General features: G+C 69.4%; 16 protein-coding genes and 1 tRNA gene. 10 read left to right on the forward strand and 7 right to left on the reverse strand.

From position 1 onward, the window contains the following. Positions 1 to 28: 28 nt before the first annotated feature. The 4 genes from J2X34_RS19680 (at position 29) to J2X34_RS19695 (ending at position 5,759) form a co-directional block, all read left to right on the forward strand. The gene (locus J2X34_RS19680; protein ID WP_114724063.1) at positions 29 to 367 is read left to right on the forward strand and encodes a P-II family nitrogen regulator; all 339 of its coding nucleotides are present in this window, start codon (positions 29 to 31) and stop codon (positions 365 to 367) included. Next, entirely contained in the window at positions 357 to 2,894 is a 2,538-nt protein-coding gene (locus J2X34_RS19685) for a [protein-PII] uridylyltransferase (RefSeq protein ID WP_429519291.1), read from the forward strand. Before J2X34_RS19680 ends, J2X34_RS19685 begins: the two co-directional genes overlap by 11 nt. 190 nt (positions 2,895 to 3,084) lie before the next feature. Next, on the forward strand, positions 3,085 to 4,665 hold the full coding sequence (gene ffh, locus J2X34_RS19690; protein WP_114724065.1) for a signal recognition particle protein: 1,581 nt from the start codon (positions 3,085 to 3,087) through the stop codon (positions 4,663 to 4,665). Between the two features lie 8 nt (positions 4,666 to 4,673). After that, positions 4,674 to 5,759, forward strand: coding sequence for an amidohydrolase family protein (locus J2X34_RS19695; protein WP_429519293.1), 1,086 nt, complete (start codon positions 4,674 to 4,676; stop codon positions 5,757 to 5,759). 182 nt (positions 5,760 to 5,941) lie between these two features. Here J2X34_RS19695 and J2X34_RS19700 read toward each other — a convergent pair whose 3' ends face one another. Continuing rightward, positions 5,942 to 6,937 (reverse strand): ester cyclase, encoded by a 996-nt coding sequence (locus J2X34_RS19700; protein ID WP_429519295.1) that lies wholly within the window; start codon positions 6,935 to 6,937, stop codon positions 5,942 to 5,944. A 393-nt stretch (positions 6,938 to 7,330) separates the two neighbouring features. Here J2X34_RS19700 and J2X34_RS19705 point away from each other — a divergent pair, with 393 nt between their 5' ends. Then, complete coding sequence (locus J2X34_RS19705) at positions 7,331 to 8,044, forward strand: TetR/AcrR family transcriptional regulator (protein WP_429519297.1); 714 nt, start codon at positions 7,331 to 7,333, stop codon at positions 8,042 to 8,044. Then, positions 8,041 to 9,306 carry a glycosyltransferase gene (locus J2X34_RS19710; RefSeq protein ID WP_114724068.1) on the forward strand — a complete coding sequence of 422 codons (1,266 nt, stop codon included), beginning with the start codon at positions 8,041 to 8,043 and terminating at the stop codon, positions 9,304 to 9,306. The genes J2X34_RS19705 and J2X34_RS19710 overlap by 4 nt, the downstream gene beginning before the upstream one ends. Positions 9,307 to 9,374: 68 nt before the next feature. Here J2X34_RS19710 and J2X34_RS19715 read toward each other — a convergent pair. Then, positions 9,375 to 9,456, reverse strand: a tRNA-Leu gene (locus J2X34_RS19715). Between the two features lie 143 nt (positions 9,457 to 9,599). Beyond that, entirely contained in the window at positions 9,600 to 10,250 is a 651-nt protein-coding gene (locus J2X34_RS19720) for a hypothetical protein (protein WP_429519299.1), read from the reverse strand. A gap of 444 nt (positions 10,251 to 10,694) precedes the next feature. On the opposite strand from J2X34_RS19720, the gene J2X34_RS19725 reads away from it, so the two are divergent. After that, positions 10,695 to 20,009 carry a fatty acid synthase subunit beta domain-containing protein gene (locus tag J2X34_RS19725; protein ID WP_429519301.1) on the forward strand — a complete coding sequence of 3,105 codons (9,315 nt, stop codon included), beginning with the start codon at positions 10,695 to 10,697 and terminating at the stop codon, positions 20,007 to 20,009. Next, positions 20,009 to 20,410, forward strand: coding sequence for a holo-ACP synthase AcpS (acpS, locus tag J2X34_RS19730; protein ID WP_114724071.1), 402 nt, complete (start codon positions 20,009 to 20,011; stop codon positions 20,408 to 20,410). The genes J2X34_RS19725 and acpS overlap by 1 nt, the downstream gene beginning before the upstream one ends. A gap of 215 nt (positions 20,411 to 20,625) precedes the next feature. On the opposite strand, the gene J2X34_RS19735 is transcribed toward acpS, so the two are convergent. Then, on the reverse strand, positions 20,626 to 20,763 hold the full coding sequence (locus J2X34_RS19735) for a hypothetical protein (RefSeq protein ID WP_174911557.1): 138 nt from the start codon (positions 20,761 to 20,763) through the stop codon (positions 20,626 to 20,628). Here J2X34_RS19735 and J2X34_RS19740 point away from each other — a divergent pair. Continuing rightward, positions 20,762 to 21,196 (forward strand): hypothetical protein, encoded by a 435-nt coding sequence (locus tag J2X34_RS19740; RefSeq protein ID WP_114724072.1) that lies wholly within the window; start codon positions 20,762 to 20,764, stop codon positions 21,194 to 21,196. The two genes, J2X34_RS19735 and J2X34_RS19740, sit on opposite strands and share 2 nt — an antisense overlap. Before the next feature lie 7 nt (positions 21,197 to 21,203). Continuing rightward, positions 21,204 to 22,796: an MFS transporter gene (locus J2X34_RS19745; protein WP_429519304.1), complete on the forward strand. Its 1,593-nt coding sequence runs from the start codon at positions 21,204 to 21,206 to the stop codon at positions 22,794 to 22,796. A gap of 22 nt (positions 22,797 to 22,818) precedes the next feature. On the opposite strand, the gene J2X34_RS19750 is transcribed toward J2X34_RS19745, so the two are convergent. From J2X34_RS19750 to J2X34_RS19760, 3 genes are all read right to left on the reverse strand, one after another. Then, a complete protein-coding gene (locus J2X34_RS19750; RefSeq protein ID WP_397484756.1) occupies positions 22,819 to 23,472 on the reverse strand; it encodes a TetR/AcrR family transcriptional regulator in 654 nt (217 codons plus the stop codon). Positions 23,473 to 23,577: 105 nt separating this feature from the next. Beyond that, on the reverse strand, positions 23,578 to 24,378 hold the full coding sequence (locus J2X34_RS19755) for an ABC transporter permease (protein WP_429519305.1): 801 nt from the start codon (positions 24,376 to 24,378) through the stop codon (positions 23,578 to 23,580). Next, positions 24,375 to 25,328, reverse strand: a complete 954-nt coding sequence (locus J2X34_RS19760; RefSeq protein WP_429519307.1) for an ATP-binding cassette domain-containing protein — start codon at positions 25,326 to 25,328, stop codon at positions 24,375 to 24,377. Before J2X34_RS19760 ends, J2X34_RS19755 begins: the two co-directional genes overlap by 4 nt. Positions 25,329 to 25,421: the final 93 nt, after the last annotated feature.

Here is a 25,421-nt window from a genome sequence, read left to right on the forward strand (position 1 = left end):
ACATGAGACTTTTCGAAGGGATACAGAGATGAAGCTGATCACGGCGATTGTCAAACCGTTCACACTCGAGGACGTCAAGACCGGCCTCGAACAGGCCGGTGTGCTCGGGATGACGGTCAGCGAGGTGCAGGGCTACGGGCGGCAGAAGGGCCATACGGAGGTCTACCGCGGAGCTGAGTACTCGGTCGACTTCGTGCCCAAGGTTCGCGTCGAGGTGGTCGTCGACGACGCCGCGGTCGACAAGGTCGTCGAGGTCATCGTCGAGGCCTCCCGCACCGGCAAGATCGGTGACGGCAAGGTCTGGGTCACACCGGTCGAATCGGTTGTCCGAGTGCGAACCGGGGAACGAGGTTCGGATGCGCTCTGACCCTCACGGGTCCGGATTCGACGGCCCTGATCCCGTCGCCGCCACGGCGGCCGGGTCGGGGCCGTCCGCGTCTCGCGGTGCGGAGTCGGGACATCCGGACGAGGCCCGGGACCTTGCCCGGGCACGGGAACAATTGCTGACGGGCGGTTCCCGTCACCACCGTCTCGACGCCCCCTCGCTGCGCCACGCCCTGGTCGATCTGCACGAATTCTGGCTCACCACAAAAGGAAACGAACTGGGCATCCGCCCGGACTCGGGGTTCGCGATCGTCGCGGTCGGCGGACTGGGGCGCCGCGAGATGCTGCCCTACTCCGACCTGGACCTCATCCTGCTGCACGACGACGTCGACCCCGCGGTGGTCTCGCAGGTCGCCGACCAGTTGTGGTATCCGCTGTGGGACGCGCACATCAAGCTCGATCACAGTGTGCGAACCGTCCCGCAGGCCCTGCAGGTCGCGACAGCCGACCTGACCGCGACGCTCGGCATGCTCGAGGCCCGCCACATCGCCGGCGACGTCGAGCTGAGCCACCTGCTCATCGGTGGCGTTCGGCGACAGTGGCGCACCGGGATTCGTTCGCGCTTCGACGAACTCGTCGAGCAGTCGCGTACCCGGTGGGCGCGCAGCGGCGAGATCGCGCACCGCGCCGAGCCGGATCTCAAGAACGGACGCGGCGGACTGCGGGACGTCCAGTTGCTCAACGCACTGTCGATCGCGCAGCTCACCGACGGGATGCCCGGTCTCGGGCCGGACGCGCCGGGTGGCGGGCTGGCGCTCGCACACCGGCGCCTGCTGGACGTGCGCACCGAACTGCACCGGGTTGCGGGCCGCTCGCGGGATCAGTTGCGGGCGCAGGACGCCGACGAGATCGGTGCGGCGCTGCGCATCGGCGATCGGTTCGATCTGGCCCGCACGCTCAGCGACTGCGCCAGAACCATCAGCTATTCGGTGGATGTCGGGCTGCGGACGGCGAACAATTCGCTTCCGCGGCGCGGTCTTTCGAAGCTCCGTGGGATTCCCGTGCGACGGCCGATCGACGAGGGCGTCGTCGAGCATGCCGGCGAGGTGGTGCTGGCGCGTGACGCGCGGCCCAAGCGGGACCCCGGCCTGGTGGTGCGGGTCGCGGCCGCGTCGGCGGCGACCGGGATGCCCATCTCCGCGTCGACGCTGAGTCGGCTCTCCGACAGCGCCCCCGAACTGCGGGAGCCGTGGCCAAAGGGCGCACTCGGCGACCTACTGGTGCTGTTGGGGTCGGGCACGCGGGCGATCCCGACGATCGAGGCCCTGGACCGGACCGGGCTGTGGGGACGGCTGCTGCCGGAATGGGGCGCGGTGCGCGACCTGCCGCCGCGCGACGCCGTCCACACGTGGACCGTCGACCGGCACCTGGTGGAGGCCGTCGCGCAGGCGGGCGCGCTCACCACCCGCGTCGCGCGCCCCGACCTGCTGATGCTCGGCGCGCTGCTGCACGACATCGGCAAGGGGCGCGGCGGCGACCACAGCGAGGTCGGGGCCGAACTGGCCACGCAGATCGGGACCCGGCTGGGGCTGTGGCCGTCGGACATCGGGCTGCTGACCGCGATGGTGCGGCACCATCTGCTGCTGGCGCAGACGGCTACCCGCCGGGACCTGGACGATCCGGGGACCGTGCAGATGGTGGTGGACAAGCTGGGCGGCGACCCGGTGCTGCTCGAGTTGCTCCACGCGCTCGCCGAGGCCGACTCGCTGGCGACCGGACCGGGTGTGTGGGGCGACTGGAAGTCGTCCCTGATCGGTGAGCTGGTGCGGCGCTGCCGCCTCGCGATGGCGGGGGAGAAGCTGCCGGTGCCGGATCCGATCGATCCTGCGCTGATCGACCTGGCGGCCCGCGGCGGGGTGCATGTGTCCCTCCATCCCGGGTCTGCCGCGCACACGTTCGTGGTCACCGTCGTCGCGCCCGACACGCCCGGACTGCTGTCCCACGAGGCGGGCGTGCTGGCCCTCAACTCGCTGCGTGTGCTGTCGGCGTCGCTGGGCAGCCACGGCACCTCGGCGATCAACTCGTTCGTCGTCGCGCCGCGGTTCGGGGCCCCGCCCCAGGCCGGCCTGCTGCGGCAGGAGCTGATCCGGGCGATGGCGGGGGAGGTGGACGTCCTCGAGCAACTGGACGCGCGGGAGCTGGAGTCGCGCGGGACGCAGCCGCTCGAGGATCGGACCGCGGCGGCCGTTCCGGTGCAGTACGCGCAGGCTCCGCCTCGGGTGATCTGGTTCGAAACCGAGGGAGCCGACGAATCGGGTCAGGTGATCGTGGAACTGCGTGCGGAGGACCGGTTGGGCCTGCTCAGCCGGTTGGCACGGGTACTCGAGCGAAACGGCGCCGACGTGCGCTGGGCGCGGGTGAGCACGCTGGGCTCGTCGGTGGTGGACGCGTTCTGTATCCGGCTGTCGGAGTCCGACACCAGGGCCGGGCGCGAGCGGCTCGAGCGTGCGATCCTGTCCGTCGTCCCGGCGCCGGAACCCGAGAAGGAGCCGGACTCCGAGTCCACCTGAGCCCGGCGCGGTCGACATCGGGCGGTTGCTGCGCTGCGCTCTCGGGCGTTGTCGCAGGAACCGCCCGCGGCGCCGTTCGCCGGTTCATCGGTGCCGGGTACAGGGTTGCCGCGCGGTCCGACCGCGTCGAGCGGTTACCCTGGTTGCGAGAATATTCACGGCCTTCTCTCAGAGCTCAGGAGCGCACTCGGTGTTCGAATCCCTTTCCGACAGGTTGACCGGAGCCCTCAAGGATCTGCGTGGCAAGGGTCGACTCTCCGGAGCCGACATCGACGCCACGTGCCGCGAGATCCGTCTCGCACTCCTCGAGGCTGACGTCGCGCTGCCCGTCGTCCGCTCCTTCATCGCCAAGATCAAGGAACGCGCGAAGGGCGCTGAGGTCTCCGGCGCGCTCAACCCGGCGCAGCAGGTCGTCAAGATCGTCAACGAGGAACTCGTCGGCATCCTGGGCGGCGAGACGCGTCGTCTGCAGTTCGCGAAGACGCCGCCGACGGTGATCATGCTGGCCGGTCTGCAGGGTTCCGGTAAGACCACCCTCGCCGGCAAGCTCGCGAAGTGGCTCAAGGACCAGGGCCACACCCCGCTGCTCGTCGCGTGTGACCTCCAGCGTCCCGGCGCCGTCAGCCAGCTGCAGATCGTTGGTGAGCGCGCGGGTGCCGCGGTGTTCGCGCCGCATCCCGGCACGTCGATCGGTGGTGGCGACAACGCGCTCGGTGTCTCGGCCGCCGACCCCGTCGAGGTCGCCAAGGCCGGTGTCGAGGAAGCCCGCAACAAGCAGTACGACGTCGTGATCGTCGATACCGCCGGACGTCTCGGCATCGATGCGGACCTGATGGCGCAGGCCGCCGGGATCCGCGACGCCGTCCAGCCCGACGAGACGATCTTCGTGCTCGACTCGATGATCGGTCAGGACGCGGTCAGCACCGCCGAGGCGTTCCGTGAGGGCGTCGGCTTCACCGGCGTCGTGCTCACCAAGCTCGACGGCGACGCCCGCGGCGGCGCCGCGCTGAGCGTCCGCGAGGTCACCGGCGAGCCGATTCTGTTCGCGTCGACCGGCGAGAAGCTCGAAGACTTCGACGTCTTCCACCCGGACCGTATGGCCAGCCGCATTCTCGGCATGGGCGACGTGCTCAGCCTCATCGAGCAGGCCGAGCAGGTGTTCGATGCGCAGCAGGCTGAGGAGACCGCGCACAAGATCGGCTCCGGCCAGCTGACGCTCGAGGACTTCCTCGACCAGATGATGGCCGTGCGCAAGATGGGCCCCATCGGCAACCTGCTGGGCATGCTGCCCGGCGCGGGGCAGATGAAGGACGCGCTCGCCAACGTCGACGAGAAGCAGCTCGACCGGATCCAGGCGATCATCCGAGGCATGACCCCGGAGGAGCGCGAGAACCCGAAGATCATCAACGGTTCGCGTCGACTGCGGATCGCGAACGGCTCGGGCGTCAAGGTCTCCGACGTCAATCAGCTCGTCGAGCGCTTCTTCGAGGCCCGCAAGATGATGGCCGCGATGGCCGGACGCATGGGCATGCCCGGTGCGCGAAAGCAGATGAAGGGCAAGAAGGGGAAGAAGGGGAAGAAGGGCGGCAAGGGCCCGACGCAGCCCAAGATCCGGGGCGGTTTCCCGGGCGGCTTCCCCGCCGGAATGCCGGGCATGGGTGGCATGCCCGCCGGCATGCCGGACCTGTCGAACATGCCCAAGGGTCTCGACCAGTTGCCGCCGGGACTCGAGGGCATCGATCTGTCGCAGCTCAAGCTCCCCAAGAAGTAAGCACATCCGTGAGCTCGTTCCACCTGCGGGGCACCGGACTGCCCGACGAGCAACCGTTCGACCTGTGGGTGCGCGACGGCGTGTTCTCGGCCGAGCCGGTGCCCGGCGCGCGGACGCTGTGCACGGACGGCTGGATCCTGCCGGGTCTCGTCGACGCGCACTGCCACGTCGGGATCCGGTACGGCGGCGGTGCGGAGGACCTGGACGGTGCGCTGGCACAGGCCCGCACCGAGCGTGACGCCGGCGTCCTGCTGATCCGCGACGCCGGATCGCCGGTGGACACCCGCTCGCTCGACGACGTCGCGGGGCTGCCGCGGATCATCCGCGCCGGACGGCACATCGCCGCCCCGAAGCGGTATATCCGCGGGCTGCCGGTGGATCTCGAGGACGAGTCCCAGTTGCCTGACGAGGTGGTGCGGCAGGCTCGCGCCGGTGACGGCTGGGTCAAGCTCGTGGGCGACTGGATCGACCGCGAGGTCGGTGACCTGGCACCGCTGTGGAGCGACGGCATCCTCGTCGAAGCGATCGAGGCGGCGCACCGAGAGGGCGCCCGGGTCACCGCCCACGTGTTCGGCGAAGACGCGCTGCCCGGTCTGATCAACGCCGGGATCGACTGCATCGAGCACGGCACCGGCCTGACCGACACCACCATCGCGATGATGGCCGAACGCGGCACCGCGCTGGTGCCGACGCTGATCAACATCGACAACTTCCCGGAGATCGCCGACGGCGCGACGCGATTCCCCGTGTACGCCGCGCACATGCGCGACCTGCACGCGCGGGTGAACGACACCATCGGCGCCGCCCGCGATGCCGGCATCCCGATCTACGCGGGCACCGACGCCGGAGGACACGTGAAGCACGGGCGGATCGCCGACGAGGTCGCCTCGCTCGGCAAGGTCGGCATGACGCCCACCGAGGCTCTCGGCGCCGCGTGCTGGAATGCGCAGACATGGCTCGGCGGTGGCGGACTCGAGCCGGGCGCCCCGGCTGATCTCATTGTGTACGAACAGGATCCGCGCACCGGGCCGCAAGTTCTCGCGGAGCCGTCGCTCGTGATGGTCGGGGGACAGGTCGTCACGACGCGGGGCTGACCCCGATTCTGTTGGCGGAGCCGGCCGATGAGGTCGGCGGGACCCACGTCCGACGAGCGGTCGTCGCATGCCTTGTGTCGGTGTCGCAGAGCTTCTCAGCACTGAATACCCCTGCGACAACGGCACCGGGTGTGCGACACCATGTCGGCGACGTTGCTCCGGTGGAGGGTGGTCGCGTCGACTCAGCCGAGTTGCTTCATCAGTGAGTACAGGTTGGCCACACCCCAGTGCTCGACGATCCGGCCGTCGTGCACCCGCATCGCGTCGACGGTCTCGAACGCGACCTCCCGGCCGGTCGGCGCGATGTCCATGAACGCGCCTCGGTGTGTGCCGTGGTACGTCTTGTACGTCGTCACCACGTCCCCATCCACTGTCTGCCAATGGATTTCGGCGTGGAAGTCCGGGAAGGCCGCACGCAGCGCGTGGTACAGCAGGCGGGCGCCGTCCTTGTCCGGCGATCGACCGGGCTGCGGGGTGTGGTCGACGAAGTCGTCGGCGAACAGTTCGTCGAACACCGCGTAATCGCCGCCGCCCTGCACCTCCTCGGTGTTCCGGCGGACCACGGCCTTGGCGGCCTCGCCGTCGGGTCCGGCCGCGGAATCGCCGTTCCGAATCTTCGCTGCCGGAACGGAATCCATCGCGTGTCGCCCGTTCGGCGTCGATGCGCGGCGGGCGATGCTTGCCGCGAAGCCCGGTGTCTCGCGTCGGTTGTGGTCGGCCGCCGCGGCGGTGGCGGTGTCGGCGGCGTCCTCGTAGGTGATGCCGTGCCCGTCGAGGAACGCGAAGTAGTCGCCGGTCGGCGTGAGCATGAGACGGTTGGTGATGGTGCAGCGTCCGTCGTCGGTGGCCTCCGCACGCAGTTCCCACGTGGCCTGGACGGTCGTGCGTCCGTCGGGGGTGACGGCGTCGGACGTGGACACCATCCGGCAGTGGTGTGGCGCGACTACCTCACCGATGTAGTGGTGGATCAGCAGTGTCTTGCCGATCTGCTCCACGCCGATGGACATCGGCCTACCACCCGCCCCGGTGCCGACGCCCACCGTGACGTGGTCCGGGGGGCAACATTGCTGGAACTCCGCTTCGGGAAGCGTGAACAGCCATTCGGCGATGTCGACCTTGTCTGCCTGCACATCGATGATGTGGGTGAAGGTCGAGTCGGAGAGCGTTCGAGTGGACATCCCGGCCTCCCGTCGTGGTGGAGAGCTGCCTCGGTGGACCGCCGCGCCGTGCACGGGACGGGCGGTGAGAACCGACGCTAGTCGGGAGGGGGGTGCTCATGGACCCGGATCCGCAGATGTTTGCAACACAGACACTCGCGATGTGCCCGACCGGTGTGGTGTGCGAGCGAGGATGCGAACTGGCCGGTACTCCTCGCGCTGACTCTCCTCGCGCCGGAGGACGCGTAGGCGCGTTCTGCCGGTTCGTTCCGCCGCTGTCTCGTTCCGTTGTCACCCGGTAAGGGGTGTCGCTTTCGGCGGAGCTCGTCGTCGCGTGACACTCGGGCCCGGAACGTTATCTGCGTCCATAGGACGCTATTGTGGATGTCTGAGCAATCTTTACCGGAGGGGTGCATGACTGAACCGGGCTTGGCGCTCTCGCGACTCTGGGGCACTCCTTCGGTGCTCCGCCCGGGTCCGAAGCCGAGGCTGTCGCTCACCGAAATTGTCGATGCCTCGATCACGCTCGCCCGGACCGACGGGTTGGCGGCGGTCACGATGGCGCGCGTGGCCGAAACCGCACTGTGCGCGAAGATGGCGTTGTACCGCCACGTCAGCGACCGGGACGATCTACTTTCCGCCATGCTCGACCGAGCTCTCGGTGAACCACCGCAGCTGAACGGCTCTTGGCGAGAACGGTTTACGGCACTGTGGGATGCCCTGCTCGGTATCTATGCGTCCGACCCTTGGCTACTCGAACTGCCGACGGACGTGAACGGCGTGACTCCGCAGAATCTCGCGTGGATCGACAGGGCACTGAGCCTGTTCGATGAGAGTCTGCTTCCATCGAGTGAGCGCTTGAGCACGGTGCTGCTGATAACCGAGAACATCCGGTTCGAGGCTCGCCGACGAAAGGCAGCGGGCGATCCTGTCGATGATCTTGATTTTCTGCTGGAATCCGCCGTGCGTGCAGGCCGGCGGTTGTCCGGCGAGCGGTACCCCCATCTCGCTGGCCTGTCTCGGACTGGAAGCGACGGGGAACCAGCATCCCTGTCGAGCGCTCGTCACGTTCGTGACCTCATGCTTCGATCCGTCGCTGCGTACTTCCCGGAAGGGCAGGAGGGATGAGCGGTACCCGGCGCCTGCGGGTCCTGTTCGCGCCGGAAACGTTCAATCTCGGCGAGACCTCCCGTGCGGTCGAGGTCGCGAAGGAGGTACGGGCCGACGGGCATGACGTGCTCTTCATGGGATACTCGCGACGCTTCGCCGGTTATGTCCGGGGGGCAGGGTTCGCGCTCGAGCTTCTCGACCCTGAACTGAGCGAACGGGAAGCGGAGCAGCTCATCGCGGTGGATCAGGGGCGCGCGCTGCGGCACCCGTTCACCGACTCCATGGTGCGAACGCGGGTTGCGAGTGAACTCGCGTTGATCGAACGGTGGCGGCCCGATTGCATCGTGATCGGCACCACGCTGACGCTGTTCATCTCGGCGAGGGCGGCGCGGGTTCCTCTCGTGTATGTCCGTCCCTATGCGATGAGCCATGGTCACCTGACCCGGATGACCATGTTCCCGCTGACGGCCGGCCAGGGTGCGGCGGCCGCTGACGTGAACCGTGCAGCCGCATGGTTCTTGCGCCAGGCCGCTACCAAGGCCCGGTGGAAACCTGGCTCCTTCCGCCGCGTTGCCGCCGAGCATGCCGTCCACCTGCCCGAGCGCACGCTGGCAGCGCTCGACGCAGACCTCAATCTGATCGCGTCATTGTTTCCGTTCGCCGACCAGCGGCCCCTCGCGGCCCGGGAGATCGCGGTCGGCCCCCTCTTCGCTCAGAGCGCTGGCGAGCTTCCGCATCGCGTAGCGTCTCTTGCGGAAAGGAAGCGACCCGCCGTGTACATCGGTATGGGGTCGTCCGCGGGACGACGACTCGTGCTCGAGGTGCTGAAACAGCTCTCCCGGATGGACATCGACATCGTGTCGAGCGCGGGGCGATACGTCACCGAGGACGACTGCGCGGCCCTCCCCGAGAACGTGCAGGTGTACGACTTCCTGCCCGCGCACCTGCTGGCGGGGATGATCGACGCCTCGATCATTCACGGTGGCGAGGGCACCGTGCAGACCGCCTGCGCATCCGGAGCGCCCTTCGCGGGGATCGGCCTGCAGCCGGAACAGCGAATCAACCTCGACGAGTGCGCCCGGTACGGCAACGCCCTCCGGTTCACCCCGCGGGACATCCGTCGCGGAAGACTGCCCCATATCGTGGAGCGCCTGCTGCACGACGAGAGTCTCCGGCACGCCGCCCGTACGGTGCAGCCGCTGGCGCAGCCAGTCGGCGCCGTGAACAGTGCTGCAGCGATCCTCGACCTCGCCCGCAGGGGCATGCATGAGAGCCACTGACGAACAGGCAATGACACCCGACCCGAGATTCATGAAACCGAGTCGGGGGTCATGTCGTTTGATTTGAGTGCGCGAGGGGGGACTTGAACCCCCACGTCCTGAGACACTGGAACCTAAATCCAGCGCGTCTGCCAATTCCGCCACTCGCGCGAGCGCCTGTCAGACTACGCCACCGTCGACCGGTCTCCATCGTCAGGACCGGCCGACGGTCGGAGTACGGCTGTTCGTCTACGCGGACAACGGCTTCGGTGCCCGCCTGCCGGCCTGTGCTCGCTGGTGCCGCCGTACCGCGTTCAGCAGCGCTGCCGGATCGAGGTCGGCCGTCTCCGCGGCGCCGGCCAGCAACTCCAGGGCATGGGACTCGGTGACCGGTTGCGCCGATCCGGTTGCCTCCGTGACGAACATGCACAGAGCCTCGAGCGTTCGAGCGTTCGAGGGCCGATGAGCCCGAGGCGCAACACGAACGTCTCCCATGTTGTGGTGCCGAGTCCGGGGATGGCGGTGATGACGGACCAGGCGCCCTGCCCGTCGGCCAGTTTCCGGGAGGTGTCGATGCCGGCGTGCACGAGGCCTGCGGCGGCGAGAGCGGTCGCCTCGGCCTTGGTGGTGTAGTTGCCCGGAACGCGTTGCCGGTTGCCCAGGATCTCGGCGAGTCGGTCCGGGGTGTCGGCGAAGTCCGCCAGCGCGCTGATGTCGTCGAGTCGCGTGCCGCGATGACAGCGCCAGCTCTCGATCACGCGTCGGACACCGGTGCGCGGTGTGCCGTACGTTGCCCGTGCCGAGAAGACGGCGTCGAGCAGGGCGGCCTCGGCCTCCTCCGGCCAGGCCGGCGGCCACTGCGACCGCTCGCTCGGCAGTGCCGCGGCGATGTGTTCGACGAGTGCATCGACGAATGCATCATCTACGAATGCATCGGCGAGTCCGTGAACCTCCGGTGTATCCATGTTCCCCCCTGGTGTCGGTTGTCCGGCGGACGCTATCCGGGCACCCCGACAGACTCCGACGCGACCGCGACTCCCGATTTCGAACCGACCGCACGTTCGAGGCCCGCCGTCAAGGAGGTCACGAATTGATAACAATCAACGTGAGGGTTCCCTCAGGTTTGTGGACGTCCATGCATGGCCTGTGACCCGCAGTTACGCGGTCTACTGGCGGGTCACTTTCGCGCGATCCTGTGCGCAATGTCACTTGATACTCGCTGGTAGGGAAGGGGGTCGGTGGCAAACGTGAGGCTTCCCTCATGATTTTGTGCCAACCTTGACGCGCCCGGATTCGCTGGATTTCGAAGCGTGTTCGAGGGGTGCCGCGACATCGCCGCGACAGCTCTGCCGAGGGCGGCCGACCACGACCTACCTCCCGTCAGGGAACCAGGAGAGGACTTAACTTCAGTGACGATCGACGACACTGCAGGAAACGGACGAACCTCGAGGGAGAGCAGCCAGTTCGGATCGGATCGGGGTTCTGCCCGGTCCTCCGCGCAGGGTCCGCTCGTGGACCGGTTGCGGGCAGGCGAGCCGTACGCACTGGCTTTCGGTGGCCAGGGCGCGCCGTGGCTGAGCGCCCTCGCGGAGCTCGCACGTGACAGCGGCCTGGAGCCGACGCTCACCGAGCTGGTGAACGAGGCTGCCGCGCTCCTCGCGCCGGTCGCGCAGGACCTTCTGGTGGTTCGCCCGGTCGGTTTCGATCCGATCGCGTGGATCCTCGAGCAGGAACTCGCGGACGATGAAGACACTGCCGGCGCGCCCGCCGGCCCGTCCGCGGCCGCACTCACCTCCGCCGCAGTGTCGCTGCCCGGCGTCTTCCTGACCCAGCTCGCGGCGCTGCGTGCGCTGCAGCAGCAGGGCCTCGATCCGGCGGAGACAGCCCCGGTCGCGACGATCGGCCACTCGCAGGGCCTCATCGCTGCCGCCGCCGTGGAGGGTGGCGGTGCCGCTGATGGTGCGCTGCTCGCCACCGCCCAGCTCATCGGCGCCGGAGCCGGTCTCGTCGGCCGTCGCCGCGGCATCATCGCCACCGCCGACCGCGCGCCGATGCTGGCCGTCTCGAACGTCGACCCCGATCGTCTCGAGGCAATCGTCGCCGAGCTCGCCGAGGGCCAGGAGCCTGAGCGCGCCGCCGTCATGGCGATCCGTAACGGCCGCCGTCGTGTCGTGCTGTCCGGTCCGCCGGCCCAGCTGGCCCGCGTGCAGCAGCGCTGCGAGCAGATCGCGGCCGACGAGACCCGCGCCCGTGACGCCAAGACTCGCGGCGGCGCCGTGTTCTCGCCGGTCTTCGAGTCGCTGTCCGTCGAGGTCGGCTTCCATCACCCGGCCCTGAACGAGGCCGTCGACATCATCGGTGGCTGGGCCACCCGCTGCGGCCTCGACGCCGAGCAGGTGCGCGCCCTCGCGCAGGCCGTGCTGGTCGATCCGGTCGACTGGGTCGACGCGGTCGACGGCGCCGTCGAGTCCGGTGCCGCGTGGATCCTGGACCTGGGCCCCGGCGACCTGCTCACCCGCATGACCTCTGCGGGCCTGCGCGGCCACGGCGTCGGCATCATCGCCGCGTCCACCCGCGGCGGTCACCGCAACCTGCTCACTCCGGGCGCCGCACCCGAGGTGCCGCGCGCGTGGACCGAGTTCGCGCCCAAGGCAGTTCAGCTGCCGGACGGCCGCGTCGCCGTCGAGACCGCGTTCACCAAGCTCACCGGTCGCTCGCCGATTCTGCTCGCCGGCATGACCCCCACGACGGTCGATCCGAAGATCGTCGCCGCCGCGGCCAACGCCGGTCACTGGGCCGAGCTCGCCGGCGGCGGCCAGGTCACGGAGCAGATCTTCGCCGACCACGTCGAGGAACTGAAGGGCCTGCTCGAGCCGGGGCGCGCCGTGCAGTTCAACTCGATGTTCCTGGATCCGTACCTGTGGAAGCTGCACGTGGGCGGCAAGCGCCTCGTGCCGCGCGCCCGGGCCGCGGGCGCCCCGTTCGACGGCGTCGTCGTCACCGCAGGCATCCCCGAGCTCGAGGAAGCCGTCTCGATCATCGAGGAGCTCACCGAGGCCGGCTTCAGCTACGTTGCGTTCAAGCCGGGCACCGTCGCGCAGATCCGTTCGGTGATCCGTATCGCCAACGAGGTCCCGACGTACCCCGTCATCGTCCACATCGAGGGCGGCCGCGCCGGTGGTCACCACTCGTGGGAGGACCTCGACGACCTGCTGCTCGACACCTACGCCGAGCTGCGCACCCGGGAGAACCTGGTGCTCTGCGTCGGCGGCGGCATCGGAACCCCGGAGCGGGCCGCCGACTACCTGACCGGCCGTTGGTCCACCGAATACGGCTTCCCGGCAATGCCTCTCGACGGCATCCTCGTCGGCACCGCCGCGATGGCAGCCCTCGAGGCCACCACCTCGCCCGAGGTCAAGCAGCTGCTGGTCGACACCCCCGGCACCCCCGACTGGGTCGGTGCGGGCACCGCCGAGGGCGGCATGGCCTCCGGCCGCAGCCAGCTCGGCGCCGACATCCACGAGATCGACAACGCCGCATCGCGCACCGGTCGTCTGCTCGACGAGGTCGCCGGTGACGCCGAGGCCGTCGCTGCCCGCCGCGACGAGATCATCGCCGCGCTGGACGTGACCGCCAAGCCGTACTTCGGTGACGTCGCGGCCATGACCTACCAGCAGTGGCTGCGCCGCTACCTCGAGCTCGCCGTCGGCGTCGACTCCCCGCAGGCGTTCGACTGCGGCGGCGACGTGCAGGACGCGATCGCGGAGGCCACGCAGTCGGTATGGCTGGACGTCTCGTGGCGTGCCCGTTTCGGTGAGATGCTCCAGCGTGCCGAGGCCCGCCTGCACCGCAACGACCGCGGACCGATCGAGACCCTGTTCGCGGATTCGGCCACGCTCGACCAGCCGTTCGCCGCGCTGTGCGCGCTCGAGGCCGCATACCCGGACTACGCCACCACGGTGCTGCACCCGGCCGATGTCCCGTTCTTCACCGCGCTGTGCAAGACGCCCGGTAAGCCCGTCAACTTCGTGCCCGTCGTCGACGGCGACGTCCGTCGCTGGTGGCGCTCGGACTCGCTGTGGCAGGCTCACGATCCGCGTTACGGCGCCGACCAGGTGTGCGTCATCCCCGGCACCGTCGCGGTCGCCGGCATCACCCGCGTCGACGAGCCGGTGGGCGATCTGCTCGACCGCTTCGAGAAGGCCACGGCCGACGAGCTCGTCGCGACCGGTGTCACCCCGGCCCAGGTCGCGGGTCGTCGCCACGGTGGCTTCGGCACGGGTCTGCTCGACGCCGTCCTCACCGCGCCCGACGTGCTGTGGGCCGCGCGCCTGACGCAGAACCCGGTCCGTCGCCTCGGCGAGGTCGCCGAGTGGACCATCGAGTCCGACACCGTCGCGAGCCACGACAAGACCGGCGCCCGCCTGGTCGTCGCCGGCGCCGAGCACGTCGACCTCACGGTCCCGCTCGCGCTGGGCAAGGCCGTCGAGATCCGGATCACCGTCCCGGCCGCGGTCCGCGACGGCGGTGCCCCGGTCGTCACCGAGGCCGACGCCGAGGCGTCGATGTCCGCACTGCTCGGCGTCGCTGCCGGACAGGAGCTTCCGGCGGTCAAGGGTGGTGTCGCGCACATCAACCTCGCGTGGACCCCGGACCTGGTCGCCGACCACGCCGGTGTCACCGGCGTCGGCCTGCCGGAGACCGTGAGCACCAGCGGCAATGCGGTGCCCGACGTCGTCGTCGGCGCCTGCTGGCCGGCCGTGTTCGCCGCTCTGGGTGCCGCGACCACCACGGCGGGCGTCCACGTCATCGAGGGCATGCTCGACCTGGTCCACCTCGACCACGCCGTGCACCTGGTGGGTGAACTGCCCACGGAGACCAGCATTCTCGTGGTCCGTGCCGAGGCCGGCGAGATCGTCGACACCGACATGGGTCGCGTCGTCGAGGTCCGCGTCGAGGTCGGCGCGATGCTCGGCGAGGGCCTCGACGCCCCGGCCGTCGCGACGCTCACCGAGCGCTTCGCGATCCGCGGTCGCACCGGCAAGGGTGAGCTGGCCGATCCGGCCCGCGCCGGCGGTTCGCTCGGCGACGACGTCGCCGAGACCCCGCGTCGCCGTCGCCGCGACCTGAAGATGGTGGCGCCGCGGAACATGGCGGCGTTCGCCCGCGTCTCCGGTGACCACAACCCGATCCACACGTCCGACGCGGCCGCACTGCTGGCCGGGCTCGGCAGCCCGATCGTGCACGGCATGTGGCTGTCCGCCGCGGCACAGCAGGCCGTCACCGCCGTCGATCCGCAGTCGAAGACTCCGGCTCGTCGTCTCACCGCGTGGACCGCCCGCTTCCTCGGGATGGTCCGTCCCGGCGCCGAGATCGACGTCCGCGTCGACCGTGTCGCGACCGACCGCGGTGCCGAGATCGTCGAGGTGGGCTGCCGTGTCGACGGCGACCTGGTGATGGTCGCCACCGGCCGCACCGCCACGCCGAAGACGGTGTACGCGTTCCCCGGTCAGGGCATCCAGCGCCCGGGCATGGGCCTCGACGCCCGCGCCCGCAGCAAGGCCGCCCGCGAGGTGTGGGAGCGCGCCGACAAGCACACCCGTGAGGCCCTCGGCTTCTCGATCCTGGCCGTGGTCCGTGACAACCCGACGCTGGTCAAGGCGCGGGGCGTCGAGCATCGCCACCCGGACGGCGTGCTGCACCTGACCCAGTTCACGCAGGTCGCGATGGCCACCCTCGGCGTGGCCCAGGTCGCGGAGCTGCGCGAATCCGGTGCCTACGTGGAGGGTTCGTACCTGGCCGGCCACTCGGTCGGTGAGTACAACGCGCTCGCCGCGGTCGCCGGTGTGCTGCCGCTCGAGGCGCTGCTCGAGGTCGTGTTCCAGCGCGGTTCGGCGATGCACGAGCTGGTCCCGCGCGACGCGGCCGGCCGCAGCGACTACCGCATGGCCGCGATCCGTCCGTCGCAGATCGGTGTCGCCGACGACGAGCTGCAGGCCTTCGTCGGAGGCGTCGCGGACGCGACGGGTGAATTCCTGCAGATCGTGAACCTCAACCTGAAGGGTTCGCAGTACGCGATCGCCGGCACGGTCAAGGGTCTCGCCGCGCTCGAGCGTGAGATCGACATCCGCCGTGAGGCTTTCGGCGGCAAGCGCGCGTTCATCGTGGTGCCCGGCATCGACGTGCCGTTCCACTCGACCGTGCTGCGGGGCGGTGTCGACGACTTCCGCGCCAAGCTCGACGAGCTGCTGCCGCAGGACATCGATCCGTCGGTGCTGGTCGGCCGCTACATCCCGAACCTGGTGCCGAAGCTGTTCAACCTGCGCCGCGACTTCGTCCAGGAGATCGCCGACCTGGTGCCGTCGCAGCAGTTGCAGGCCGTGCTCGCCGACTTCGACAGCTGGAGCGAGCGCCCCGTCGCGCTGACCCGCGTCATCCTCGTCGAGCTGCTGGCCTGGCAGTTCGCGAGCCCGGTCCGCTGGATCGAGACGCAGGACCTGCTGTTCACCGACGAGGCCGACGGCGGCCTCGGGGTGGAGCGGTTCGTCGAGATCGGTCTGGGTGCCACCCCGACCGTCGCGAACCTCGCCTCGCAGACGATGAAGCTGCCCGAGCATGCGAACAGCACGGTCGAGGTCCTCAACATCGAGCGTGAGGCGTCCGTCGTCTACAGCACCGATGTCGATCCGGCGCCGGTGGAGGATGACGAGCCCATCGAAAGTGCCGCTCCCGCAGCGGCAGCCGCTCCGGCTGTCGCCGCGCCCGCCGCGGCCCCGGCCGCGCCGGCCGGTGGTCCGCGCCCGGACGACATCGCGTTCAAGGCCGCCGACGCCACCAAGGTGCTCATCGCCCTGTGGACCAAGCTGCGCCCGGACCAGATCGGTCCCGCCGACACCATCGAGGCGCTGTGCGACGGCGTGTCCTCGCGCCGCAACCAGCTGCTCGTCGACCTCGGCGCCGAGCTGTCGCTCGGCGCGATCGACGGCGCCGCGGATGCCGACATGGGCTCGCTCGCAGTGACGGTCGACCGCCTGGCGCGCACCTACAAGCCGTTCGGCCCGGTGCTGTCCGACTCGATCAACGATCACCTGCGGAAGGTGTTCGGCCCGTCCGGTCGCCGCCCCGCCGCGATCGCGGACCGCGTCAAGAAGGTCTGGGAGCTCGGCGACGGCTGGGCCCACCACGTGACCGCCGAGGTCGCACTCGGCACCCGTGACGGCTCCAGCGTCCGCGGTGGCGCGATGGGCGGTCTGCACGAGGGTGCGATCGCCGACGGCGCAGCGGTCGACGCGCTCGTCGACGCGGCCGTGCAGTCGGTCGCCTCGCGACGCGGTCTCGTAGTTTCCTTGCCGGCCGCCGGTGGCGGTGCAGGCGGAACCGTCGACGCTGCCGCGCTCGGCGAGTTCACCGAGCACATCACCGGTCGCAACGGCGTTCTCGCCTCTGCTGCCCGTCTGGTGCTCGAGCAGCTCGGCTTCAGCGATGCGGCGGCGGCCGCGGTCGCAACCGAGGACACCGCGCTCGTCGACCTGGTGTCGGCCGAGCTGGGTTCGGACTGGCCGCGCCTGGTCGCCCCCGCGTTCGACGCCAAGAAGGCCGTCCTGATCGACGACCGCTGGGCCACCGCTCGCGAGGACCTGGCCCGGGCCTGGATCGGCGAGACCGAGCTGACCGTCGAGCGTTTCGACGGTGCCGGTGCTGCCGTGGCCGCCCACGCCCAGTGGTGGCAGCAGCGCGCCACCGACACCGGCCGCACCACGCTCGCCGAGATCTACGGCCGCATCGCGCAGGTCGCGATCGCCCCGATCGACGAGGCCGGCCAGTGGTCCGGTGAGATCGCGGTCGTCACCGGTGCGAGCAAGGGCTCGATCGCCTCTTCGGTGGCGGGCAAGCTGCTCGGCGGCGGTGCGACGGTGGTCGTGACCACTTCGCGCCTCGACGACGCGCGGCTGGGCTTCTACCGCAAGCTCTACGCCGACAACGCCCGCGCCGGTGCCGCCCTGTGGGTGGTCCCCGCGAACATGGCGTCCTACGCGGACGTCGACGCGCTCATCGACTGGGTCGGCACGGTCCAGACGGAGACCGCGGGTGGCGCGAAGAAGCTGATCAAGGAGGCGATGACTCCGACGATGCTGTTCCCGTTCGCCGCACCTCGCGTGGCCGGTGAGCTCTCCGACGCCGGCGCCCGCGCCGAGATGGAGATGCGGGTCCTGCTGTGGTCGGTGGAGCGACTGATCGGCGGCCTGTCGAAGATCGGCTACGACAGCGACGTCGACACCCACCTGCACGTGGTGCTGCCCGGTTCCCCGAACCGCGGCCTGTTCGGCGGCGACGGCGCGTACGGCGAGTCCAAGGCCGCGCTCGACGCGGTCGTCGGACGCTGGTCGGCCGAGCGCACGTGGGCCGAGCGGGTCACGATCGTCCACGCGCTGATCGGGTGGGTGCGCGGCACCGGCCTGATGGGCGGCAACGACCCGATGGTCGAGGCCGTCGAGGCCAAGGGCGTGCGCACCTGGTCCACCGACGAGATGACCACCGAACTGCTGGGCTCGTGCACGGCGGACGTCCGGCGTGCTGCTGCGGATGCACCGCGTGTGGTCGACCTGACCGGCGGACTCGCCGAGGTCGACCTGGATCTGCCCGCGCTGGCGAAGGAGGCCGCCGAGGCGGCCGAGAACGCCGGCAAGAAGGCCGACGAGGCCGGTGTCGATGCGAATTCCATTGCGGCGCTGCCTGCTCCGCCGCGGGCGGTCGAACTGCCGGCCGTCGGGTCCTGGCCCGAGCTGGACGTCGATCCTGCCGATCTGGTCGTGATCGTCGGCGCCGGTGAGCTCGGCCCGTACGGTTCGTCCCGGACCCGCTTCGAGATGGAGGTCGACGAGCAGCTCTCGGCGGCCGGCGTACTCGAGCTGGCATGGAACACCGGCCTGGTGACGTGGGAGAACGATCCCGTCGCCGGCTGGTACGACGCCGAGACCGGAGACCTGGTGCCGGAGGCGGAGATCGCCGACCGCTACCACGACGCCGTCGTCGAGCGGTGCGGTATCCGCACCTACGGTGACGAGGGCGCGATGGTCGACAACACGGCGCCGCTGCTGACGTCGGTGTTCATCGACAAGGACCTGTCGTTCGTGGTCGGCTCCGAGGCCGAGGCCCGGGCGTTCGTCGACTCCGATCCGGAGAACACGACCGCCGCGGTCGACGCGGAGAGCGGCGACTGGACCGTCACCCGCAAGGCCGGCACCGAGATCCGCGTGCCGCGCAAGGCGAAGCTGACCCGCACGGTCGGCGGCCAGATCCCGACCGGGTTCGACGTCACCAAGTGGGGCATCCCCGCCGACATGGCCGGATCCGTGGACCGTGTGGGCCTGTGGAACATCGTCTCGACCGTCGACGCGTTCCTCACCGGCGGCTTCACCCCGTCCGAACTGCTCCGTTGGGTGCACCCGGCGTTCGTTGCCAACACCCAGGGCACCGGTATGGGCGGCATGACGTCGATGCGCTCGCTGTACATCGACACGCTGCTCGGTGAGTCCCGCGCGAACGACATCCTGCAGGAAGCCCTGCCGAATGTGATTGCGGCGCATGTCGTCCAGTCGTACGTCGGTGGCTACGGCGCGATGGTGCATCCGGTTGCGGCGTGCGCCACGGCTGCGGTCTCCGTCGAGGAGGGCGTCGACAAGATCCGGCTCGGCAAGGCCAAGCTGGTCGTCTCCGGTGGCTTCGACGACCTCGGTATCGAGGGCATCATCGGCTTCGGTGACATGTCGGCGACCGCGAAGTCGGACGAGATGACCGCCAAGGGCATCAGCGATCGTCGCTTCTCGCGGGCCAACGACCGCCGTCGCGGCGGATTCGTCGAGTCGGCCGGTGGCGGCACGATCCTGCTGGCCCGGGGCGACCTGGCCCTGGAGATGGGCCTGCCGGTCCTCGGTGTGGTCGCGTGGGCGGGTTCGTTCGCCGACGGTGTCCACACGTCGATCCCGGCCCCCGGCATCGGTGCCCTCGGCGCCGGACGCGGGGGACAGGACTCGCAGCTCGCGCTGTCGCTCAATGCGCTCGGTGTCACCGCCGACGACATCTCGGTGGTCTCCAAGCACGACACCTCGACCGCGGCGAACGACCCGAACGAGGCCGAACTGCACGAGCGTCTGGCCGCGGCCCTGGGCCGCAGCGAGGGTGCCCCGCTGTTCGTGATCTCGCAGAAGACCCTCACCGGTCATGCCAAGGGTGGTGCGGCGGCGTTCCAGCTGATCGGCCTGTGCCAGGTCCTCGGCCAGGGCGTCATCCCGCCGAACCGCAGCCTCGACTGCGTCGACGACAAGATGGCGGAGTTCTCGCACCTGGTGTGGCCGCGGACCCCGCTGCGCTTCGGCGACCAGTTCGCGCTCAAGGCGGGCCTGCTGACCAGCCTCGGCTTCGGTCACGTGTCGGGCCTGATCGCGGTGGTTCACCCGCAGGCGTTCGTCGAGTCGATCCCGGCGGATCAGCGCGAGGCCTACCTGGCGCAGGCACAGCAGCGCACGATCGACGGTCAGCGCCGTCTGGCCGCGGCGATGTGCGGTGGCGACAGCCTGTACGAGCGTCCGGCGGACCGTCGCTTCGGCGGGGACTCGGTGCCCGCCAAGGCATCCCGGCAGCTCGAGGCCGACATGCTCCTCGCCGAGGATGCGCGCCTGGGCAGCGATCACGTGTACCGCCTCGGGAAGCCGGGGTGCCAGTGATGGCCATTCTCGGAATCGGCTTCGACGTCGTCACGATCTCGGAGTTCGAGGAGCAGCTGAAGCGTCCCGGTACGGCGATGAAGTCGAGCTTCCGTCCGGGGGAGCGGCGCTACTGCGAGGCCAAGAGTGAACCGGCCCGGCACTACGCGGTGCGCTGGGCGGCGAAGGAGGCCGTGATCAAGGCGTGGGCGGCCTCCCGGTTCGCCCGGCCGCCGGCCGTCGGCGACAACGCCTACGTGCAGGTCGAGGTCGTCAACGACGCCTGGGGGCGCCCGACGATCAAGCTGCACGACGAGGCCGCGCAGTTCCTGCCGTCCGCGAAGATCCACCTGTCGCTCACCCACGACGGGGACGTGGCGGGAGCGATGGTCGTGATCGAGGAGCCGGACCCGATCGCCTGACCGGACCCGGACGAACGAGACCGGCCGACGGAGAAATCCGTCGGCCGGTCTCGTCGTTTCTGCCGGACCGCGGGCGGAAATCGCGCCGGATTGCCGCCGAACAGGGGGTCGAGGGACGGTAATCGGCGTAGAAACGGAGGCGAGGCTGTTCCGAACCTGTTCCGGGGTGATCCGAGACGGAAGGGCTAAACCGTGTTCCACTCGACACAGAACGATCAGATTTTCCGCAGGCCCGGCACGATCCGGGCGGTGACCGCGGTGGGGTTCGCGGCACTGCTGGCCGTGACCGGGTGCTCGTCGAACGACGACAACTCGTCCGGTTCGACCAGCGCCTCCATGACATCCGCGTCCATGACATTCGGGACGGGGATGACCTCCCCGAGCGGGACGGGGACGGCGATGCCGATGACCGGGGCGTCGAAGGACGTGAACGACGCCTTCGTCGCATTCTTCTCCGGGGAGACATCGGGAGGCCAGAAGATCCTGCTGGTGCAGAACGGCGAGGCGTTCGCCGACACCATCAACGCGCAGGCCGAATCGCCGATGGCGAAGGGCACCACGGCGACCGTGACGAACGTGGACATGGACGCCCCCGGCCACGCGACCGTCACGTACACGATCGAGATGAACGGTCAACCCGTGCTGGCCGACCGGATCGGTGAGGCCGTCGAGCAGGACGGCCAGTGGAAGGTCGCACAGGGCACGTTCTGCGACCTGCTGACCCTCGAGGGAAACCCGCCGCCGGTGTGCGGACAGCCGACGACATCGGCGGCGACACCGAGCTGAGTTCGACATGAGCCGCGGTGTCGTCGCGCCGATCGGCGCGACGGCGCAACCGCGCGCCGCGCTCGCGACTGTCTGCGCGGTGCTGTTCCTGACGTTCCTCGACACCACGATCGTCAGTGTCACGCTCGGCAGCGTGCAGTCGGACCTGCATGCGGGTGTGGTGTCGCTGCAATGGGTCGTGAACGCCTACACGCTGGTGTTCGCGTCTCTGATGCTGACGGCGGGTTCGCTCGGCGACCGGTGGGGACGCAAGCGGGTCATGGTCGCGGGCATCGTGATCTTCTGCGTCGGTTCGGCGGTGTCGGCGGTCGCGTCGACCGTCGCGGTGCTCATCGTGGGGCGCGCGGTGATGGGCGTGGGAGCGGCCGCATCCGAGCCGGGCACGCTGTCGGTGATCCGCCACGTGTTCCCTGATCGGAGCGACCGTGCCAAGGCGCTCGGTGCGTGGGCCGGTGTGTCCGGTCTGGCGCTCGCGCTGGGCCCGGTGGTCGGCGGTCTGCTGGTCGGCACGTACGACTGGCGCGCGGTGTTCTGGTTCAACCTCGTCCTCGGCGCCGTGTTGTTCGTCGCGGCTGTTCGATTCGTTCCCGAGAGTTCCGATCCGCAGCCGGGGCGACTGGACCTGGCGGGGTTCGTGTTGGGTTCCACCTTCCTCGGATGCGTCATCTTTGCGGGCATCTCGGGGGAGAACGTCGGCTACGACGCACCGTCGGTGATCACACTGTTCGTCGTCGGCGGAATCTCGTTGGTCGCCTTCGTGATCGTCGAGCTGCGGGTCCGCAACCCGATGCTCGACTTCCGGTACCTGCACCCGCCGATGGTGCGCAGCGCGCTGATCGTCGCGTTCGCCGTCTACTTCGGGGTGTTCTCCATCTTCTTCTTCACCGCGCTGTATCTCGAGGAGGTCTACGCCTATTCGGGACTGCACGCCGCGGCGATGTTCACGCCGATGGCGGTCGCGATCGTGGTCGGCTCCGCGCTGTGCGGATTCTGGGTGGCCCGCAGTTCGGCCGCGGTGCCCATGATCGTGGGGTGCATTCTGGCGGCGGTGGGCATCCTGCTCACCCGAGCGGCACTGAGCGGCGACCCGTCCTTCGTTCCGTTGGCCGGCGCGCTCACCGTCGCGGGTCTCGGGTTCGGGATCGCGGTGGTGCCGTTGACGTCTGCCGTCCTGTCCGGGGTGCCCGCCGCGCACTCGGGGATGGCGGCTGCGGCCACCAACACGATGCGTCAGATCGGGGCCGTAGTGGGGGTCGCGGCGCTCGGCGCGCTGGTCAACTCCCACCTGACGGAGGACCTCACCGGCAGGCTCAACGATCTGGACATTCCCGCCAACTTCCAGTCCATCGTCATCGACGCGATCAAGACCGGGGCCGTGCCGGCCGGCGGAAGTGAGGAGGCGTCGTCGGCCTACGGTCCGATCGTCGACCAGGTCATCGACGCGACGTACGCGGCGTTCCATGCCGGCCTCGACACGGCGCTGCTGGTCTCCGCGAGCATGATCTTCGTCGCGGCCGCCATCACGGTCGTCGCAGCAGTGCGGGTGCGTGGCAGGACCAGCGGTGGCTACGACGGTGTGGCGGAGGTGGAGGCCCGCTGACCCCGGTCGGGTGCGGTGGACCTCAGGTCGAGCGTGATTCCTTCTCGGCCACCAGCAGATACGCGACCATGAGCCGTTTGAGTTCGGCGACGGCGTCGGCGTGGCTCTGGCCGTCCTGTACCGAGAAATTCAACATCGAGTAGACGACGTGGACCAGGACCTCGGCCATCATCTTGCGGCGCTCGCGGGGCGTGTGCGGGGTGAGCGGCGCCAGCATTCGCGAGACCTGCTCGGCGAACTGTTTCTCGTGGATCACGCCGGTGGCCCGGGTCGACGGCGTCGACTGCATCGCCAGCCACACCTCACGCCGCGACGGATCCGACGTCCACAGCCCCGCCATGTGATCGACGAACTTGTTGAGGAACCGGAGCCAGTCGAGCGACGGTACCTCGCCGTTGAACGCCTCCAACTCCTGCTGCACGCCCACGAGATCCTGGCGGTTGAGCTCGCACACGATCACGTACTTGTTCGCGAAGAACTGGTACAGCGTGCCGATCGGCACATCCGCCCTGGCCGCCACCTCCTCGCACGTGAACGATTCGAAGCCGACGTCGACCAGCAGTTCCCGCGACGAGGCCAGTAGGGCGTCGAATTTGCGGCGGCTGCGCTCCTGCGTCGGGCGCCGCCGGGGCATGAGTTCCTGGGGGTCGCTCTGGACCTCCAGCGCGGGGTCCACCCTGCGAGGGGGACGGCGGCTGGTAGTGGACTCCACGAGCACAGATTATCGGTCTTTGCCGTCAGATTCGACGACCTGCCCGTTCTGGTGTTTCCCGCGGTACCGCTAACGCGTCGTCCGCCTGCGGTACAGCACCGTGGCGCCGACGAATCCGACGACGGTGACGGCGGCACACCACAGGACGGCCAGCACGGCGCTGTCGCCGATCGGCGTGCCCATCAGCAGCCCCCGAACCGTCTCGATGACGGGGGTGACCGGCTGGTTCGCGGCGAACCACTGCAGCCAACTCGGCATCGTGGCAGCCGGCACGAACGCGCTGCTGACGTAGGGCAGGAACAGGATGACGAACGTGAAGCCGCTCGCGGCTTCCGGGTTCTTCGCGAGCAACCCGAGCGCGGTCGACAGGTACGACAGCGCGAACACGAACAACGCGATGATCCCGATCGCCCCGAGCCACCGCACGGGGTCTGCCGTCGGGCGGAACCCGATCAGCAGCGCGAATGCGACGACGATCGCGGTCGTGATCATGTTCCGCACGACGCTCGCCAGCACGTGTCCGTTCAGGACCGCGGACCGTGCGATGGGCAATGTGCGGAACCGGTCGATGATGCCGTCGGTCATGTCGCTGGAGACGCTCACCGCCGTCGTGGACGCGCCGAAGGCCGCGCACAACAGGATGATGCCCGGCACGACGTAATCGATGTAGGCGCCGCCGGTGTCGATCGCGCCACCGAACACGTAGACGAACATCACCATCAACATGATCGGCAGGGCGAGGGCCGTGAGCATCGTGTCCGGGCTGCGCGAGATGTGGGTGAGGTTCCGCCACAACATCGTCCAGGAGTCGGACAGTGCGAACACGGATTCGTTCACGGTCAGGGTCGATGTCGTAGATGGCACGGTCATCGGACTTCCTCCTTGCGGGCTCCACCGGTGAGGGCGAAGAACACGTCGTCGAGATCGGGGGTGTGCAGGGTGAACCGATCGACGGACAGCGTCGGGTCGTCGATGCGGTCGAGGAGCGCCTTGAGGGAGCGGATGCTGCCGTCGGTCGGGATCTGCAGCGTCGAGGCGTCGAGGTCGACGACGGCGTCGGACAGCGCTGCGCTCGCCCGCGCGAGCTGGGCCGGGTCGTGGACGGCGATCTCCACGTGCCCGCCCGGTACCAGCTGTTTGAGCTCGTCCGCGGTGCCTTCGGCGACGATCCTTCCGGCGTCGAGGACGGCGATCCGGTCGGCGAGCTCGTCGGCCTCGTCGAGGTACTGCGTGGTGAGCAGGATCGTGGTGCCGTCGCGGACCAGTTCGCGCACCATCGCCCACATGTCTCGACGGCTCCGGGGGTCGAGCCCGGTCGTCGGTTCGTCGAGGAACAGCACCCGCGGCCGCGCGACCAGGCTCATCGCGAGGTCGAGGCGTCGTCGCATTCCACCGGAGTAGGTGTCGGCACGCTGGTTCGCGGCGTCGGTGAGGTCGAACTGCTCGAGGAGTTCGTCTGCGCGGCGCCGTGATTCACGGCGACCGAGGTGATGCAGGTCGCCGATGAGGGTGAGGTTCTCGCGGCCGGTGAGCAGTGTGTCGACCGACGCGTACTGGCCGGTGACGCTGATGTCGGCGCGGACCGCACGCGCCTGTGACGGCAGGTGGTGTCCCGCGACCTCGACCTGCCCGGCGTCGAACGGCAGCAAGGTCGACAGGATGCGGACCGTGGTGGTCTTGCCGGCGCCGTTGGCGCCGAGCAGCGCGAACACGCTGCCCGTGGGCACGTGGAGATCCACGTCGTCCAGCACCGTGCGGTCGCCGAAGGTCTTCCGTAACCCGGTCGCCGAGATGGCGTGCGTCGTCTGTGGTCGGTTCATGAGCCGTCCTCCCCAAAACTGCGTACGTGATACACAACTGTTTACAACATACGCAGTTTTAGGATGAGCGCAAGAGTCGGCTCGAGAGAGGAG

The sequence above is a fragment of the Rhodococcus sp. BE178 genome, from assembly GCF_050433545.1.
GTDB lineage: Bacteria > Actinomycetota > Actinomycetes > Mycobacteriales > Mycobacteriaceae > Prescottella.